The 16,682-nt window shown below is 45.1% G+C and carries 19 protein-coding genes; 10 read left to right on the top strand and 9 right to left on the bottom strand.

Features of this window, described 5'->3' with window-relative positions:
• Nucleotides 1-207 precede the first annotated feature (207 nt).
• Together M3205_RS23155 and M3205_RS23150 are read right to left on the bottom strand one after the other, a co-directional pair.
• Complete coding sequence (locus tag M3205_RS23155) at nucleotides 208-495, bottom strand: hypothetical protein (RefSeq protein ID WP_251172049.1); 288 nt, start codon at nucleotides 493-495, stop codon at nucleotides 208-210.
• Between the two features lie 31 nt (nucleotides 496-526).
• Nucleotides 527-2,041 (bottom strand): BCCT family transporter, encoded by a 1,515-nt coding sequence (locus M3205_RS23150; protein WP_251172048.1) that lies wholly within the window; start codon nucleotides 2,039-2,041, stop codon nucleotides 527-529.
• A gap of 221 nt (nucleotides 2,042-2,262) precedes the next feature.
• On the opposite strand from M3205_RS23150, the gene M3205_RS23145 reads away from it, so the two are divergent.
• The 3 genes from M3205_RS23145 (at nucleotide 2,263) to M3205_RS23135 (ending at nucleotide 4,982) form a co-directional block, all read left to right on the top strand.
• The gene (locus tag M3205_RS23145; protein WP_251172047.1) at nucleotides 2,263-2,925 is read left to right on the top strand and encodes a DNA alkylation repair protein; all 663 of its coding nucleotides are present in this window, start codon (nucleotides 2,263-2,265) and stop codon (nucleotides 2,923-2,925) included.
• Between the two features lie 89 nt (nucleotides 2,926-3,014).
• Nucleotides 3,015-3,872, top strand: coding sequence for an HAD family hydrolase (locus M3205_RS23140; protein WP_251172046.1), 858 nt, complete (start codon nucleotides 3,015-3,017; stop codon nucleotides 3,870-3,872).
• 24 nt (nucleotides 3,873-3,896) lie between these two features.
• Complete coding sequence (locus tag M3205_RS23135; RefSeq protein ID WP_251172045.1) at nucleotides 3,897-4,982, top strand: PQQ-dependent sugar dehydrogenase; 1,086 nt, start codon at nucleotides 3,897-3,899, stop codon at nucleotides 4,980-4,982.
• 25 nt (nucleotides 4,983-5,007) lie between these two features.
• Here M3205_RS23135 and M3205_RS23130 read toward each other — a convergent pair whose 3' ends face one another.
• The 3 genes from M3205_RS23130 to M3205_RS23120 all read right to left on the bottom strand — a co-directional run bounded on the left by M3205_RS23130 (nucleotide 5,008) and on the right by M3205_RS23120 (nucleotide 7,476).
• On the bottom strand, nucleotides 5,008-5,658 hold the full coding sequence (locus M3205_RS23130) for a TetR/AcrR family transcriptional regulator (protein WP_251172044.1): 651 nt from the start codon (nucleotides 5,656-5,658) through the stop codon (nucleotides 5,008-5,010).
• Nucleotides 5,659-5,726: 68 nt separating this feature from the next.
• Nucleotides 5,727-6,755: an ABC transporter permease gene (locus M3205_RS23125; protein WP_251172043.1), complete on the bottom strand. Its 1,029-nt coding sequence runs from the start codon at nucleotides 6,753-6,755 to the stop codon at nucleotides 5,727-5,729.
• A gap of 1 nt (nucleotide 6,756) precedes the next feature.
• Entirely contained in the window at nucleotides 6,757-7,476 is a 720-nt protein-coding gene (locus tag M3205_RS23120; protein ID WP_251172042.1) for an ABC transporter ATP-binding protein, read from the bottom strand.
• Nucleotides 7,477-7,674: 198 nt separating this feature from the next.
• On the opposite strand from M3205_RS23120, the gene M3205_RS23115 reads away from it, so the two are divergent.
• Nucleotides 7,675-8,397, top strand: coding sequence for a Crp/Fnr family transcriptional regulator (locus tag M3205_RS23115; RefSeq protein WP_251172041.1), 723 nt, complete (start codon nucleotides 7,675-7,677; stop codon nucleotides 8,395-8,397).
• Between the two features lie 74 nt (nucleotides 8,398-8,471).
• Nucleotides 8,472-8,906 carry an SRPBCC family protein gene (locus M3205_RS23110; RefSeq protein ID WP_251172040.1) on the top strand — a complete coding sequence of 145 codons (435 nt, stop codon included), beginning with the start codon at nucleotides 8,472-8,474 and terminating at the stop codon, nucleotides 8,904-8,906.
• A gap of 31 nt (nucleotides 8,907-8,937) precedes the next feature.
• Here the strand turns inward: M3205_RS23110 and bshB2 are convergent, their stop codons facing one another.
• The 4 genes from bshB2 to M3205_RS23090 all read right to left on the bottom strand — a co-directional run bounded on the left by bshB2 (nucleotide 8,938) and on the right by M3205_RS23090 (nucleotide 13,306).
• Entirely contained in the window at nucleotides 8,938-9,603 is a 666-nt protein-coding gene (gene bshB2, locus M3205_RS23105) for a bacillithiol biosynthesis deacetylase BshB2 (RefSeq protein WP_251172050.1), read from the bottom strand.
• 31 nt (nucleotides 9,604-9,634) lie between these two features.
• Entirely contained in the window at nucleotides 9,635-9,982 is a 348-nt protein-coding gene (locus tag M3205_RS23100; RefSeq protein ID WP_048009476.1) for a YojF family protein, read from the bottom strand.
• 177 nt (nucleotides 9,983-10,159) lie between these two features.
• The gene (gene pdxK, locus M3205_RS23095; protein ID WP_251172039.1) at nucleotides 10,160-10,981 is read right to left on the bottom strand and encodes a pyridoxine/pyridoxal/pyridoxamine kinase; all 822 of its coding nucleotides are present in this window, start codon (nucleotides 10,979-10,981) and stop codon (nucleotides 10,160-10,162) included.
• A gap of 426 nt (nucleotides 10,982-11,407) precedes the next feature.
• On the bottom strand, nucleotides 11,408-13,306 hold the full coding sequence (locus M3205_RS23090) for an N-acetylmuramoyl-L-alanine amidase (RefSeq protein WP_251172038.1): 1,899 nt from the start codon (nucleotides 13,304-13,306) through the stop codon (nucleotides 11,408-11,410).
• 277 nt (nucleotides 13,307-13,583) lie between these two features.
• Here M3205_RS23090 and mobA point away from each other — a divergent pair, with 277 nt between their 5' ends.
• The 5 genes from mobA (at nucleotide 13,584) to M3205_RS23065 (ending at nucleotide 16,524) form a co-directional block, all read left to right on the top strand.
• A complete protein-coding gene (gene mobA / locus M3205_RS23085) occupies nucleotides 13,584-14,195 on the top strand; it encodes a molybdenum cofactor guanylyltransferase (RefSeq protein WP_251172037.1) in 612 nt (203 codons plus the stop codon).
• An 89-nt stretch (nucleotides 14,196-14,284) separates the two neighbouring features.
• Nucleotides 14,285-14,749, top strand: coding sequence for a molybdenum cofactor biosynthesis protein MoaE (locus M3205_RS23080; protein ID WP_251172036.1), 465 nt, complete (start codon nucleotides 14,285-14,287; stop codon nucleotides 14,747-14,749).
• Complete coding sequence (gene moaD / locus M3205_RS23075) at nucleotides 14,742-14,972, top strand: molybdopterin converting factor subunit 1 (RefSeq protein ID WP_251172035.1); 231 nt, start codon at nucleotides 14,742-14,744, stop codon at nucleotides 14,970-14,972. The genes M3205_RS23080 and moaD overlap by 8 nt, the downstream gene beginning before the upstream one ends.
• Before the next feature lie 34 nt (nucleotides 14,973-15,006).
• Nucleotides 15,007-16,026 (top strand): thiazole biosynthesis adenylyltransferase ThiF, encoded by a 1,020-nt coding sequence (locus M3205_RS23070; RefSeq protein WP_251172034.1) that lies wholly within the window; start codon nucleotides 15,007-15,009, stop codon nucleotides 16,024-16,026.
• 99 nt (nucleotides 16,027-16,125) lie between these two features.
• Entirely contained in the window at nucleotides 16,126-16,524 is a 399-nt protein-coding gene (locus M3205_RS23065; protein ID WP_251172033.1) for a hypothetical protein, read from the top strand.
• Nucleotides 16,525-16,682 lie beyond the last annotated feature (158 nt).

The raw sequence follows: 16,682 nt of genomic DNA, 5'->3' as shown, positions 1-16,682 counted from the left end.
ATTTAGGTTGAACTGTAATTGAGTCATAATTAATTCCTCCAACTTGTTTTTCGTAGCTGATAACATTGTTGACCAAAGGAATTAATTTGACTCATTTTCTTTTTACACAATTATATGGGCTTGACCCACCAAAAGGGAAAAAGAGCGGGTTAGAGTCAGAACCTGGCTCAACTTCTGACACAAAAAGAGAAAAAGAGCTGGCTAGAGTCAGAACCTGGATCGACTTCTGATACATAAAGAGAAAAAGAGCTGGCTAGAGTCAGAACCTGGCTCAACTTCTGACACAAACAAAGCAAAAGGGCGCTCCAGCGTCAGAACCCAGCCCAACTTCAGACACAAAAAAGAAAATCCAAGTTCCAGCGTCAGAATCCAGCCCAACTTCAGACACAAAAAAGAAAATCCAAGCTCCAGCGTCAAAACCCAGCCGAGCTCCTGACACAAAAAAAGAAATTCGCGCTCCTGTGTCCAAACCGCCAACACCCGCCAACAAATCAAAAAACAGACCCCCTCCCAGAGGTCTGCACAATTATTTTTTCTGCCTGACAGGTATCGTTTCCTTGCGCAGCATTTTCACTAGCGAAATGCACATGAAAATCAGGATAATAGTGAATGGAAGCGCCGAGACCAGCGAAGCTGTCTGCAGGCCTTCGAGTCCGCTGCTTAACAGCAGGACTGCGGCAATGGCTCCCATTAACACGCCCCAGACAATCCGAGGGAATAGCGGCGGGTTCAGGGTCCCGTTTGCTGTCATAACACCGAGCATGAATGTAGCCGAGTCGGCTGACGTGATTAAAAACGTCAAAATCAGCAGGATGGACAGCACCGAAACCAAAAAGCTGAAAGGCAAATGGTTATAGGTCTGGAACAGCGCAGAAGTCACATCATTGTCAACGGCCTCCGCAATCTGAGTGCCGCCGAATAAATCAAAGTGCAGCGCTGTTCCGCCAAATACGGAAATCCACACAAGCGCGATGACCGGAGGGACGATCAGGACGCCGAGAACAAATTCGCGGATCGTTCTTCCCCTCGAAACACGGGCAATAAAGGCGCCGACAAACGGAGACCAGGCAATGGCCCATGCCCAGTAAAAAATCGTCCAGTCGCGGATCCATGTGCCACCCTTGTAGGGGGTCAAGCGCAGGCTCAGCTTAATAAAACTCGAGATATAGTCGCCGATTCCAAGTGTAAAAGTATTTAAAATAAACACAGTCGGGCCGGTAACCAGTACAAAAATCATCAAAGCCAGTGCCAGCCCAAGATTGATGTTGCTCAAGTATTTGATCCCTTTATCAAGACCTGTCGAGGAAGACAGCAGAAACAAAGAAGTCATTACCGCAATTATCAGAAGCTGAGTCATCGTACTCTGCTCAATGCCGAATACTGCGTCAAGACCACCGTTAATCTGCAGAATCCCCAGTCCAAGCGAGGTCGCAACTCCCATGACCGTTGCAATAACAGCCAGGATATCAATGACCTTTTTCAGCAGGACAGGATCTTTCTTCTTGCTGAATAAAGGACTTAAAGTGGTAGAAATCAGTCCGTTCTCTCTCCTCCTGAATTGGAAATACCCCATGGCCAGTCCCACGATCGTAAACACGGACCATTGGCTGACACCCCAGTGGAAAAAGGAGTAGCCCATCGCCTCGCGGGCCGCTTCGGCTGTTAAAGGATCCATCTCTTCCCTTGGCGGAGTGAAATAATGGCTCATCGGCTCGGCAATTCCCCAGAAAACCAATCCAATCCCAAACCCTGCACTGAATAGCATCCCGATCCATGTGAAAAATGGATAATCCGCTTTATCTTCATCATTCCCAAGCTTGAGGCGGCCATATTTACTGACAGCCAGAAAGATACAGAATAAGACAAAAAACAAGACCGAAATTAAGTAAAACCAGCCAAATGCGTATGTAGTAAAATTGAAAGCTTTTGTTGCTGCACTGGCGAACAGATCAGGAGCGAGGGCCCCCAGTATGACTATGAATGCTATAACTACGGCTGAAACCCAAAATACACTGTTTATACTGCCGGATTTATCATTCAATAAAATCCCCCCTAAATATGCGAATTATATTTGTATTTTGGCCTTCTTTTCTGTCTATACATTCATTGGGATTTGTAAAGTGCAGGTAAAGCTTTATAAAATGGGATTAATAAAGAAGAGGGAACGCTGTCCGAAAACGGAGAAAGCACAAATCTATTTGATACGTTACCCTTAATTAGATGAGATAAACCCCCCGTCTTGATGTAAAAAGGAGTGCTCTTATGGATATCCAATTATTAATTGAGCTTTTTGAAGAAAACCGGGACAAAGAAAAAGCGGTCCCCATGCAAAACTATATGAAAAATCATTTTCCCTTCCTGGGAATCAAGTCACCTGAAAGAAGAGCCCTGTTAAAGGAATACTTCAAGAAGACAGGCCTGCTGAAGCAGGCGTTTAATCCGGAATTTGTGGAAGCCTTATGGGATATGGATGAGCGTGAATATCAGGCTGCCGCCCTCGATTATATAGGGAAATTCACAAGGAAACTGGACAAAAGCCATCTGGTATTTATCGAAAAACTGGTTACAACAAAATCCTGGTGGGATACTGTTGACATGCTGGCCACCCACGCTGTGGGCGCCATCGCGGCCAAAAACCCGGAAGTCATACCCGAAAAAATAGAGGGATGGGCGACCAGCGAAAACATGTGGCTCCGCAGGACTGCCATCCTATTCCAGCTGAAATACAAAACCGGCACTGACGAAGAGCTGCTCTACCGCTACATTCTCCTAAACAGTGACAGCAAGGAATTCTTCATCCAAAAAGCTATCGGCTGGGCGCTCAGGGAATACTCCAAAACAAATCCCGAGTCAGTAAAAGGGTTTATTGAATCAAACACACTTGCAAAATTGAGCATCAGGGAAGGGAGCAAGTATGTAGGCTGAGAAGAGCAATTATTTAAACTAACCTTAAGAACATGATAGAATGGCAAATAAGTTTTTCAGAAAAATACTACATCCAGAAGGTGAATTTAATGATCAAATGCATTGCCAGTGATATGGACGGAACGCTTTTAACCGCCACACAGAAAATAACACCTGAAAATTTAGAAGCCATAAAAGCTGCACAGGAAAAAGGAGTGGAAGTGGTCATCGCCACCGGGCGCTCATACTTTGAAGCAAGCTTCGTCCTTGATGAAGCCGGCATTTCCTGCCCGATCATTTGTGCGAATGGGGCAGAAGTAAGAGCCTCAGACGGGGAAATCGTGTCCTCCAGCCCGCTCGATAAGGACCTGGCCAAAAAAGCAGCCTATATCCTTGTTCAAAACAATGTGTATTTTGAGGTATACACCAGCCAGGGTACTTATACCATTGATGAAGACCGCGGCGTGTCCATTATTGTCGACATCTTTTTAAGCGGAAATCCGGAAGCGGATATTGATGAAGTGACCAAAGCGGCACAAGAGCGCTTTACAAAAGGGCTAGTCCACAAAGTGAACAGCTATAACGAGCTCTTCAACAGTGATGAGCATCAAATTTACAAGCTTCTGGCTTTCTCGTTTGAAGCGGATTTACTCGTTTCCGCGAAGGAAGACCTGCTGAAGCTTGAAGGCATGGCCGTAAGTTCTTCAGGGGATGAGAACCTGGAACTGACAAGTGTGAACGCACAAAAGGGAATTGCCCTTGAAGCATTTGTGAAAGAAAAAGGAATCTCGCTTTTGGAAACGATGGCTATTGGCGATAATTATAATGATTTGTCCATGTTCAAACGTGCAGGAAAATCCGTTGCCATGGGAAATGCCGATGACATCATTAAAGCACAATGCGATGCGGTAACTTCCGCAAATGAAGAAAGCGGTGTAGCAGAGGCAATCTGGGAAGTCTTGAAGTAAATTTCAAGGGAGGCTGAAGGCTGGATGAAAAAGGCGTTAGGTTTAGGGCTCGTCGTCTTGGTTCTCTTGGCCGGGTGCTCAGGCGCCGGCGGGAAAGATAACGGGAAGGAAATTGAGGATCAGGAGGCCAGCCTTCCTGCGGGTGCTGAGCCGGAAATTGTGGCAGATGAACTCGATATTCCCTGGTCTATTGCCAAAAATGGCGAAACCTTTTACATGACAGAAAGACAGGGAAGCATTGTGAAGGTCGAGGACGGCAAGAAAGAGCGCCAGAAGGTGGAACTGTCGAAAAAGCTTTCAACAGCCTCTGAAGCCGGCTTGCTCGGCTTTGTACTGGCACCCGATTTTTCACAATCAAACGAAGCGTATGCCTATTACACCTATGAGAACACCTCAGGCCAGTTTAACCGGATTGTCATCCTCAAGCTTCAGGATGGAACCTGGGAAGAGGACAAGCTTTTGCTTGATAAAATTCCAAGCGGGCAGTATCATCATGGCGGCCGGCTTAAAATAGGCCCGGATGGAAAGCTTTATGCGACGGCAGGCGATGCTGCGACCGATCCCGAAATTGCGCAGGATGTGAATTCGCTCGGAGGAAAAATCCTGAGAATGAATCTTGACGGCAGCGTGCCGGAGGATAATCCGTTCAGCGGCTCTTATGTCTACAGCTACGGCCACCGCAATCCGCAGGGGCTTGCATGGGCTGAGGATGGGACTTTATATGAGAGTGAACACGGCCAGTCTGCCAATGATGAAATCAATAGGATCCTTCCCGGCAAAAATTACGGCTGGCCCGTCATAAAAGGGACCGAGAAGAAGGAAGGCATGGAATCTCCGCTGTTTACCTCGGGGGATGACGAAACCTGGGCTCCTTCCGGGATGGGCTATTATAAAGGCAAGCTTTACACCGCCGCCTTAAGAGGCAATGCTGTTCTGGAGTTTGATCTCGAAAAGGAGACTGTCAGAAAGGTTGTAACGAATTTAGGCAGAATCCGCGATGTCTTCATTGAAGGGGATGTGCTTTATTTTATCAGCAACAATACAGACGGACGCGGCAATCCGCTTGAGAAGGATGACAAGCTTTATAAAATTCAGCTTTCCGATATATAAAAAAGCCTGGCAGCAATGCCAGGCTTCAATTTTTAGCTGAAAGTCCGTGCATGATGAATTGTATGGTCAGCTCAATTTCTTTTTCATCATCCCAGTCGGCTTCAGGCAAAATTAAATACCTCGCGATAAGAAAGCCGAATATCGACGTAAAGGTCATGCGGACGACGCTGTAGGACGGAATCTCAATGATCTGGCCTTTTTTCTGATAGTGCTCAGCCAAATTGGCGAAACGGTCGAATACCTTCATGGCAATATGTTCTTTAAACTGTTCTTTCAGTTCGGGATGAAATGGGATTTCCTGGATGAGGATCTTGATAAGAGGCATATTCTTTTTAGCAAAATCAATCCGATTTGCCATCATGGCTCTTAAAAAGTCTTCAAAATGTTCATATTGATGATGGATGATTTTATACAAGTCTTTAATGACGAACGGCGCAATCAGCTTCGCCATCATCGGCGAAACGATCCCCATCAGCAAATCCTTTTTGGTTTTATAGTGCCTGAAGATGGTTCCTTCGGCTACTCCTGCCTTCTTGGCGATTTCGCTTGTCGAAGTGGCGGCAAAGCCCTTTTCAGAAAACGATTCAATCGCAGCCATGATAATTTTCTTCTGCTTCTCCGTAAGCTTTTCTTCTTCCTGAAATAACTCTTCTAAAATGGAATCCTGCTCTGGCATGGTAAACTCCTTTATACGTGCAAAATCTATAGCTTTATTATAAAGGAAGGAAAATATAAAAAGAAATTTTATATTTTCCTGTACCGTCTAAGGGCAGCGATATTCAGAATCATAAAGAGCAGGGAGAAAGCGAGCAGAATCAGGAGATCTTTATAAATCATCTCCCATCCAAAACCTCTCACCATTACATTTCGTAATGCTTCAGCTGCATAATATAAAGGTGTAAAAGGGCCAACCCAGCTGAGCCACTCTGAAATGGTCTCAAGATTGAACAGCCCCGAGAAAAAGATCTGCGGAACCACTATAATGGGAATGAATTGGATCATCTGCAGCTCATTGTTGGCAAACGATGACAGCAGGATTCCCAGAGTCAACGCTGTGAGCGAAAGAAGCACTGTGATCAGAAGGACATAGCCAAAAGCCCCTTCCATCATCATGCCAAGCACATAGATTGTGTACCAGGCGATGATGGCAGCCTGGATCATCGTGAAAATTCCAAATCCAATAATATACCCCGTAACAATTTCCCACTTCCTCAGCGGACTGGTCAAAAGCCGTTCGAGTGTTCCAGTGGTCCTTTCCCTTAAAAAAGATACCCCGGCAATCAGGAATACAAAGAAGAAGACAAAGAATCCAAGCAGGACCGGCCCGAAATAATCAAATTGCCCCATGTCCCCGGAGCCGAATAAATAATCGGCTTTTATTTCCTGATTCCCGCCATTTGGCTGCAGCGGCTTCAATGCACCCTGAACCCATCTCATCACAGCCCCGTTAACATTTGGGTCACTGCCTTCAAGAACGACTGACGGCGGCGTTTGATCAAACATCAGATACGCATCCAGCTTCTTGCCTGATAAGTCGTTTTCTGCGAGCTTCTCTGTTTCATAGTATTCGAGCTTGGCATGTTCCAGGTTGAGCTGAGCCTCGATTTTTTCAGGCAGATCCACGAGGCCCATTTTTGGCGTATATTCATCTCCGTTAAACACAAGATGAAGCATGGTCATGACCAGGATCGGTGCGAGGATCAACAAAGCCATTGTCCGTTTATCTCTTACAATCTGGCGCAGTATTCGAATAACCAGAGCCATAATCCTCATGTTAGGCACCTCCATATGCCAGGAAGGCATCTTCTATATTGGCAGCGCCAGATTGCTGCATTAATTCTTTCGGTGTCCCTGCTGCAATGAGCTGTCCGTCTCTGATCATGCCCAACCTGTCGCACTTTCCTGCTTCATCCATGACATGAGTGGTCACAAGGATGGTAGTACCTTTCTCCTTCAGGCGTTTAAATGATTCCCAGATGCTTCTTCTGAGAACAGGATCAATTCCTACAGTAGGTTCATCAAGAATAAGGAGACCGGGACTATGCAGAAGGGAGATGGCAAGGGAAAGTCTTCTCTTCATACCCCCTGAATAGTCGGAAACCATTTTATGAAGGTGGTCTGTTAATGAAACCAATTCCATCACCTCATTCATCCGCTGCTTTTTTTCTTTGCCGCTCAACCCGTACAGAGCCGCAAAGAATTCCAGATTTTCCTTTGCTGTTAAGTCGGTGTACAGAGCATCGGATTGGGCCATATAGCCGATTCGTTTGATGAGGTCCAGTCTGGGCATTTTTTCGCTGAAAATATAATTTTCACCCTGTGCCGGCTCCTCTAGGCCTGCCAGTTGTTTAACAAGTGTCGTCTTGCCTGCTCCCGATGGACCGAGCAGGCCGAAAATCTCCCCTTCATAAATTTCAAGGCTGATGTCATTTAGAACCTGGTGTTTTCCATAATTCTTGGATACATGCTGAATGGAAACGATTGGATTATTCATACATTCACTCCTTTTTTAAAAAAGTGAGTAATCACTCATTTACATCATAAATGAATCGTTGTCTGTTTGTAAAGTGAGTAATCACTCATTATTTGTTAGTGTTCTTCATGTGATGCTCATTTTGTGAGTTAAGTCACTTCTTCTCAAGCGGGTCTCAGCTAAAATACTTCTTAAGAATGGTAAAAGCGGGGGATGGGAATGGAATATGAAATGCAGGATCATAGGCCGTTAATCAACGAATTTTTAGGCAAGATTGAGATTTTTAAAGAGCTCCCCATTGAATCTCTAGAGCGGATTGATAATCGAATTATTAAGAAAGCTTATTTAAAAGGCGAAAGAATTATGTCTGAATATGAGGTGGCCCAAGGAGTTTACTTTGTGCATTCCGGCATCGTGAAGCTGACGAAGCAGGATGAACATGGAAATGAACTGATTGTCTGCATCAAGAAAAATGGCGAGATCTTTGCTGAAGCCAATCTCTTTAATCAGGAGGGCCATACGTATCCTGCAACAGGTACCATGGTGCAGGATGGTGAAATCTATTTTCTGAAGACCGATGAACTGGAGCAGGAGCTTCTGTATTCGCCGGAAATGGCCGTACAGATTATCCGATTTATGAGTGAATCTCTGCGTGATATGACCTCGATTATGAGGGATATTGCGCTGCTTGATGTGTATACGAAAACAGTCCGGACTTTGGAAAGGCTTGCGGAAAAGTTCGGCGCCAACTACTGCAACCGGATGCACCTTGAGCTTCCGATAACCGTCCAGGAATTCTCCACCCTTGTTGGAACATCCCGGGAAAGTGTCAGCCGTGTTTTTTCCAGGCTGAAAAAAGAAGGAATCATCGAAATTACAGGCAGGAAAATCGTTATTGTGGACTGGTGCAAATTTTGCTCCCTTTACCGCCAGAAGCTGTAGGGGACCGTCTTTACTCCAGCCTGCTTTTTTGTTATATAATAGAGTCATAGACTTATGACTCTGAGGTGCAAAGCATGGCTGATTTTCGTTCAAGTGAAATTATCAATAAACCTGTACATGACGTATTTGATTATATGATTAAGATGGAAAATGTCTCTGAACTTATGCCGTTTGTCGTGAAAGTGGAAAAACAGACCGAGGGTGAGACCGGAAAAGGAACAAAGTTTGTTGAAACCCGCATGGTCAGAGGGAAAAAGATCAGCGCAGAAGTTGAAATCATTGATTTTGAACAGGACAGAACCTATACCACCCGCAGCAATGCCAATGGACTGATTACCGAATATAAATATGATTTTCATGAAATAGAAGAAGGAACCCAGGTGGAGATGGAAGCCACCGTCAAAACCAGCGGAATCGTGGCCAGATTAACGAAGCGTTTTATTGTCAATATTGTGAAGCAGGAAGACGGAAACCAGCTTCAATATTTGAAGGAAATGATGGAGAAGTAACAAGTAAAGGGAGCGGAAGGCTCCCTTTTTTCTATATTTTATAAGTCCAAAAGCGCTCTTTATACATTCTTGCCAGTACTTCCGGATCCTGATTTTTAATGCTTTCTTCCATGTTCGCTGCCATCAGCTGTGTCTGGGAGGCATGCGCTTTGATGGCTGCGATTTTCCGGTCGATAACCGCACTCACATCATTGACAACATCGGCCTGGCCAATTTCTTCCTCACAGTTATTGGAGAAGGCGACACAGTGAACCTTCGGACGCTTGTCAGCAGGCAGTTCTTTTACCGCACGGATGACGGCAGCTCCAGTCGCATCATGGTCCGGGTGCACAGCGTACCCCGGGTAGAACGTGATGACGAGGGAAGGGTTCGTCTCGCCTATTATGGCTCCGAGCCTGTTCGCGAGCATCTCCTCATCTTCAAATTCGACAGTTTTATCACGGTACCCAAGCATCCTTAAATCCTGGATGCCCAAAACCCTGGCTGCTTCCTCCAGCTCTTCTTTGCGGATTTTCGGCAGGGTTTCTCGTGTGGCAAACGGGGGATTTCCCATATTGCGTCCCATTTCCCCAAGCGTCAGGCAGGCGTAGGTGACAGGTGTGCCATTATCGATATGTAAGGAAATCGTTCCTGATACGCCAAATGCTTCATCATCCGGATGAGGGAAGATGACAAGTACATGTCTTTCCTTTTCCATCATGGTCGTGCTCCTTTCCATTCATGTCCTCTTATTCAAAAGGAGTTTCACTAATTTGCAGGGCGACTGCCAGCTTGCCGCTGAAATCATGTCCGGCTAAAAGGAGCCGGTTTTCTTCATCCACTTCAAAGTGGGTAATTCCTTCAGCATACACCCAGCCAAAATTCATTTTCAAACCAACCCGGTAAGGGCCCTTGCCGGTGACCTTTCCATGTTCATAAACCAATTGGGCATTGCGGATATAGGCTCCTGAAGAAAAGAAGGTTTCATCAAAATGGGAAGCGTAGGCTCCATTTGTTGTTTCCAGATGAATAAAGACCTCTTTTCCGGCAAGGCGGTCGATCTCTTTTTGCACTTGTTCCATTACTGCTGGTTCCATTTTATAGTCCCCCTTTCATATTATCTTTCTGTTTATCTTACTAAAAAAGGGAATGAAAAGCGAAAAAGTAATCTCAGCGTGGACCGCTAAATTAATATCGCGAGAATTTCTGTTTATTTGCTAAACCGCAATAGCAAAAGAACAGAGCCCATCCGGACTCTGTTCCCTTTTTTATTCTCATTCAGTACGGCCTGCGCCATATTTGCGGTAGGCACCCGGCATGGTCGGGCCCACATATTCATTTAATTGGAAGCCATGATTGATGGCTGCAGTAATGAAGTCCTTCGCGGTTTGAACCGCTTCTTTGACAGGTTTGCCTTTCGCAATTTCTGCTGTGATGGCAGAAGAGTAAGTGCAGCCGGCGCCATGAGTGTAAGTCGTTTCAACACGTTCGCTCTCATAAAGAGTGAACTCTTGTCCATCATATAGAAGGTCGACGGCTTTTTCGTGCTGAAGCTTGCTGCCGCCCTTAATTAATACATATTTAGCGCCAAGTTCATGGATTTTAACAGCTGCTTCCTTCATGTCTTCAACCGTCTTGATCGGGCCGGTTTTAGCCAGCTGCCATGCTTCAAACAGGTTTGGTGTGACCACTGTTGCAAGCGGAACAAGCAAATCTCTTAATGCTTCGTTCAATTCAGGATGAATCGGCTCATCTTCGCCCTTGCAGACCATAACTGGATCGATGACAACGTGATCCAGGCTGTTTTCCTTAATGGTCTTTGCGGCAATCTTGATCACTTCTTCTGAACCGAGCATGCCTGTTTTCATCGCATCGATTCCCGTCGAGATAACCGTTTCGATCTGTGTTTGCAGAATATCTGTAGAAATCGGGAACACGTTGTGGCTCCAGTTATTTTTAGGGTCCATCGTCACGATTGTAGTCAGCGCAGTCATTCCGTAAACGCCAAGCTCCTGGAATGTCTTAAGGTCAGCCTGGATGCCGGCGCCGCCGCTCGTATCCGAACCTGCGATGGTCATTACTTTTTTCATTGTCATATGCCTAATTCCTCCTTGCTGATATCTTTTACTAATTATAACAATAATTGAAAAAGGGAAAAACTATAACGGATCCGAGTAGATCATTTCTCAGCCTTAAGTTGTCCGCTATTGTTTTTAAAAATACAAAAGAGATCCATGAAACAAAAAAGGAGCTATTCCTCAAAGAAGAATAACTCCAGGTCAGTCTTTTAATTAGGCTCTTTTCGTATAAATTTGTTTTTAACCTATTAATCTTGTCCGTTGATTTCCGCTACAGGATGCTCGCTTTCCGCGGGGCAGGCGGTGAGCCTCCTCGACGCTCTGCGTCTGCGGGGTCTCACCTGTCCCGCTACTCCCGCTACTCCCGCAGGAGTCTCGCACCTTCCGCTCCAATCAACTCAGTAAATAATATACAAATAGCAACAAACCTTGCGAAAACAGCCTTTAATTTACAACTTCTACATCGCTTTTCTTCACGAATCCTAGACGATGGTTGTAAAAAATCTGATAGTATTCATCATTTCCCTTTACAACCTTATTCGTAGCCGGGTCATTAAAATATTTCGCATGATAGTAATCCGACTGAATGGGTGCTGTTGCTGTATAGATTTGGCCAGCCGGCATCTGGTATAGAACCTCTGCTTTTCCTCTTGCCCCTTCTGCAATTCCGGCCTCATCGTAAGCTGCATCGTCCGGATAGGCGGCGCCATATACAGGTATGGAATCAAGCCCTTCTTTTGGCGTGATGAGGGTCCCGCTGCCTGGGACGCTATTTTTATTGTTTGGATTATAGAACCAGGCTGTTTGACCGCTGTAGTAAATAGCTGTCCAATCGCCTTCCTGACCGGCTTTATAGAAGCTCTGTCCAATCGCAGCTTTATTGCCCCAGTCATTAATATCTATTGTGCTGGTGCCGCCAGGATGAAGCAGGGGATCACTGACCAATGGTGCCTCAAAGCTTGGTTCGCTGTATAAATGAATCAGGCTTGAAGACTCCGGTTCCTGTTTAATTCCTCTGTACGTAAAGTCTGGCTTATTTGTATGGAAATTTGGGCGGATTGTGACGATATTACTGTCTTTGTCTCCCTTGCTTGGATTAATGGGTGCTCCAAGAAGGTCGAAAAAGAGTGCCCAATCCCAATAAGCGCCAGGATCCCAGTGCATGCTCTTATGTTTTGCTGTTGTTAAGCCAGGTATCTCATCATGGCCGATAATGTGCTGTCTGTCCAAAGGGATGTTGAATCGGTCTGAAAGGTATCTTACAAGCTTTGCAGTAGAGCGGTACATTTGCTCACTGTACCAGTCTGCGCCTTCTGCAGCATACCCTTCATGCTCCAATCCGATCGAATGCATATTAAAATACCAGTTTCCTGCATGCCATGGCACATCTTCAGGACGGACCATCTGCGTGATTTTCCCGGTCTCTGAATCTATGACATAGTGTGCACTAACGTAGGATGGATTCTGGAAGTGACTGATGGCGGATTCAGCCGTGCCCTCAATATCATGAATAATAATATAGCGAATATCTAAATCGTCCTTTGGCCGATTGGCGATATCGTAATTTCCGTAATCACTTGTGCTGCTTGAAAATTGCTTATAGGCAGCAGGGATGAAAGTGCAATCAAGGCCATTGGGACAGTCGGTATTTGTGTATTTCTTGTTGCGAAGAGGGATTGTGCCAGCTGTAGTCTTATTTGGTGTAATTCCTTTGGCGTTTAATACGATTCTTTGTCCATCAAGGTTTTTTCTGGCAGCACCTTGCTGAATGGTCTTAAAGACTTGATCTGCAAAGTCTTTGGCAATGGCTTCTTGATCTGTTCCGCTGTATTTAAGGACGGCACCGTACCAGTCTGCTGCATCGGAAGGGAGTTTCCCTGTCGTTTGGCGTGCAAACTCTGCTAATAGAGCTGCACCGCCCCGGATATTTTGTTCAGGGTCCTTTTTTAAAATTTCCGGATCTTCCTTTAGCAGGTTTGCGGCTGTTTTAAGCGTGCTATTTTCGCTATCCGATGCGGCAATGATTCCGTCGTCATGCTTGCCCCTGGCGCTCATGTCGGCTGGCAAATCTGAAAGATTCATAATGCCATAGCCTCCGACCTCACTTTGGCCTTCATGATGTTCCCAGCGTGACTGGTTGTAAGCGACCGCGAGAAGGACAGATTCAGGTACTTCAAATTCCTTCGCCGCTTTTTCAAACGCCTTTTGCAAGTGGTGCGATTCAATGCTGTTTTCTGTTGAGGCTGCAGAAGTTACGCTTGGTGTAAAGTCAGCGGGGATAGCCAAGAGGCTTGCGGTTAAGGAGAACGTTAAAATGGCAGATGAGAGCTTTTTAAATCTCAATGTATTCCCTCCCGTATATAGAAATATATGGAGTTCTTTCTAATAGCTGAAGGATTATACCTGCGCATTACATGTTAAATGATCCCATCGGTTTATAGGTTTTTCTAAAAAAAGGTATTTGGTAGCAGAATAGAGATAAGAAGAAAGTAGGGAGGATCCATAAATATTCGCATAACCGGCAGGCCATTTTCAAAGAAACACTTTGGTTTAGATGGTAAAATAAAACGATAAGGATAGAATGTCGCTGTTCCACATCACACAAAGTCAGGTGAAGAATATGAGTACAACAGGCATTATTTTGGCAGGAGGGCATTCGAGCCGTATGGGGGAGAATAAAGCTCTTCTGAAAATAGGAGGCAAAACGGTCATTGAGCGCATCGCCGATTCATTGGCCTCTTACACATCCAAGGTGATCGTGGTTGCGAATAAACAGGCGGAATACCGCTTTCTTGGGTTTCCGATAGTCAGTGACAATTGGTTAGAAAAAGGCCCGCTTGCAGGAATTCAAGCAGGGCTGTCAGCGTCAACAACCTCTAAAAATCTGATTGTTGCCTGTGATATGCCCTTCATATCCGTAGATTTAGGGAGAATTCTGCTAGAAGAATTAAACAGCCGTCAGGCCGCTGTACCGGAATTGGAAGGCCGCCTTCATCCTCTGTTTGCTGCTTACCGAAAAGATGCTAAAGAAGCAGCTGAACATGCTTTAAGGAATAACCAATTAAGAATCCGTGAGTTTTTAAATAAAATAGACACTGGCATATTAAGGGCTGAAGAACTGAGTAAGAGAGGTTTTATAGCTGAGGAAGCCTATTTTTTTAATATGAATCATCCGGATGAGTACCAGGAGGCTCTAAAAATGGCAGCTGAAGAGGAAGGAAAGGTAAATTAAGCAATCAGCCCTTTCACTTCCGGCACAGGTTATGTCAAAATGAAACAAATAAGGTTAGAATAGGTTTTTTATATAAATGAGGTGATTCCATGAATTTTGAGATTTCAAAAGATCCGATCAATATTCAAAGTGTGATCGATAAAGTGGTGCAGCGGGAAGCAGGAGCGATTACGACCTTCATCGGAACCGTCCGCGAGCTGACTCACGGCAAAAAAACACTGTACTTAATCTATGAAGCATACGAGTCCATGGCTGTGAAAAAACTGGAGCAGATTGGAACCGAGATAAAAGAACGCTGGAACGGGGCAGAAGTGGCGATTACTCACCGCACAGGCAAGCTGGATATTACCGATGTAGCGGTGGTCATTGCCGTTTCCACTCCACACCGTGCCGATTCTTATGAAGCAAATCGCTATGCGATTGAAAGGATTAAAGAAATTGTGCCGATTTGGAAAAAAGAACATTGGGAAGATGGCGAAGAGTGGATCGGCAACCAGCTGGAAACAGTGGCATATCCAAAAGGGAAACCGGAGGGGGAAGATTTAAATGAATAAAATCATGTTTTTTGCCCATTTGCGGGACCGTGTTGGAGAAGAGTCTGTAACAAGAGATTTCAGCGGCAAAACCATTGCTGAACTGAAACAGCTGCTTGAGGAAGAATTCGGGCTGAAGCTTGATTCAGTCATGGCAGCTGTGAACGAAGAATTCGCTTCAGATGATGAAGTCATTCAGAATGGAGATACGGTTGCGTTTATCCCTCCAGTCAGCGGCGGGTGATGCAGCTTTTCTTTTATTGAGAGGAGGGGCCCAATTGTCTGAAAGGTATTCACGCCAGACCTTGTTTGCGCCGATTGGAAAAGAGGGACAGAAAAAAATCCGCTCTAAGCATGTGCTGATCATCGGCGCCGGCGCACTTGGTTCTGGAAATGCGGAATTAATGGCGCGTTCCGGGGCCGGCAAACTGACGATTATTGACCGCGATTATGTCGAGGAAAGCAATCTGCAGCGCCAGCAGCTTTTTGCAGAAAGCGATGCTGCGGAAAAAATGCCTAAAGCGGCTGCTGCAGAAAAACGGCTTAAACAGATTAATAGCGAGGTTGAGATCCGCTCGATTATTGGTGATGCTACTCCAGAGAAGCTGAAAGAGCTTGCAGAAGGGGTCGATCTGATTCTCGATTCAACTGACAACTTTGAAACCAGAATGGCTATTAATGATATCTCTCAGAAATATTCTATTCCATGGATTTATGGAGCCTGTGTCGGCAGCTTTGGCATGAGCATGACCATCCTTCCTGGGAAAACGCCATGTATGAATTGCTTGCTGAAAAAAATCCCGATCCAGGGGATGACCTGTGACACCGGCGGGATCATTGCACCTGCTGTACAAATGGTCGTCGCCCATCAGGCGGCAGAGGCACTGAAAATTCTGGCTGAGGACTGGGAAGCGGTCCGGACTGCCATGGTCAGTTTTGATTTATGGCGAAACCAGTACACAAGCATGAAGGTGTCAAAAGCGAAGGATGGAGGCTGCTTATCCTGCGGAAAAGAACGAACTTATCCATATCTGCAGCCGGAAAACATGATGAAATCCACCGTTCTCTGTGGAAGGGATACTGTTCAGATCCGCCCTCCGAAAGAACTGGAAATCGAGTTCTCGGAAATCGCCCTGCAGCTGAAGTCGCTCGGCTATCAGGTGAAAGGCAATCCGTATCTGCTTTCCGTCGACATGGAGGAGCAGCGGATGGTTCTTTTCAAAGACGGACGCGCCCTGATTCATGGCACAAAGGATTTAGCGCATGCGAAGTCCATTTACCAGCGAATTATGGGGTAAGGTGAAGCTTCATTCAGTGCCAAAAACTAGTGCTTATTTATCATATATAACCCTCTGCCTTTTCTGTAAAATAAACACAAAAAAATAGAGAGGTTACCAATGATTACATTTATGTATTTTATCGGGTATTTATTTGATCAGCTGCTGGTTAATTTTATTGGGTTCGTTATGATTCTATACAGTTTTATCATGCCGGTTACGCCATTGTATAAAAACAAGCGTCCTGCCGATCTGATTGTTCATATCAGCAGGATTCTATTTGCTATCATTCTCCCTTTTCTGAATTTCTTCTACTTTTTATTCAATAGCGGAGATTGGGCGACAGGAAACGGCATGATAGCGCCGGAGCATTTTTATACGTTTATCTGGATTCAGGCAGGGTTGATTGTATTGCCTGAACTCGTATTTTTCCTAGTGTCAAAAGTCAATATAACCAGAGTATGGTGGTATGTACTGTACCCAATTCTGCTTATAGGGTTATGTGTTTGGATGTTTTAAAGGCACAAAAAAAGCGATGAAAAATTCATCGCTTCAGACTGTCGACAAACTCGATGAAAATCGTACTTGTCGGGAGTCTTTTTTGATTTAAAATAGAAGTAATACAATGCTTGAGGTGATTAATATGCTTTCTAAACATAATCCAATTCAACGGGATC

It is taken from the genome of Cytobacillus firmus (assembly GCF_023715565.1).
GTDB classification, from domain to species: Bacteria; Bacillota; Bacilli; order Bacillales; family Cytobacillaceae; genus Cytobacillus; species Cytobacillus firmus_C.
The sequence above is the reverse complement of the archived record's forward strand: the minus strand, read 5'-3'. Positions and strand labels throughout refer to the sequence as shown.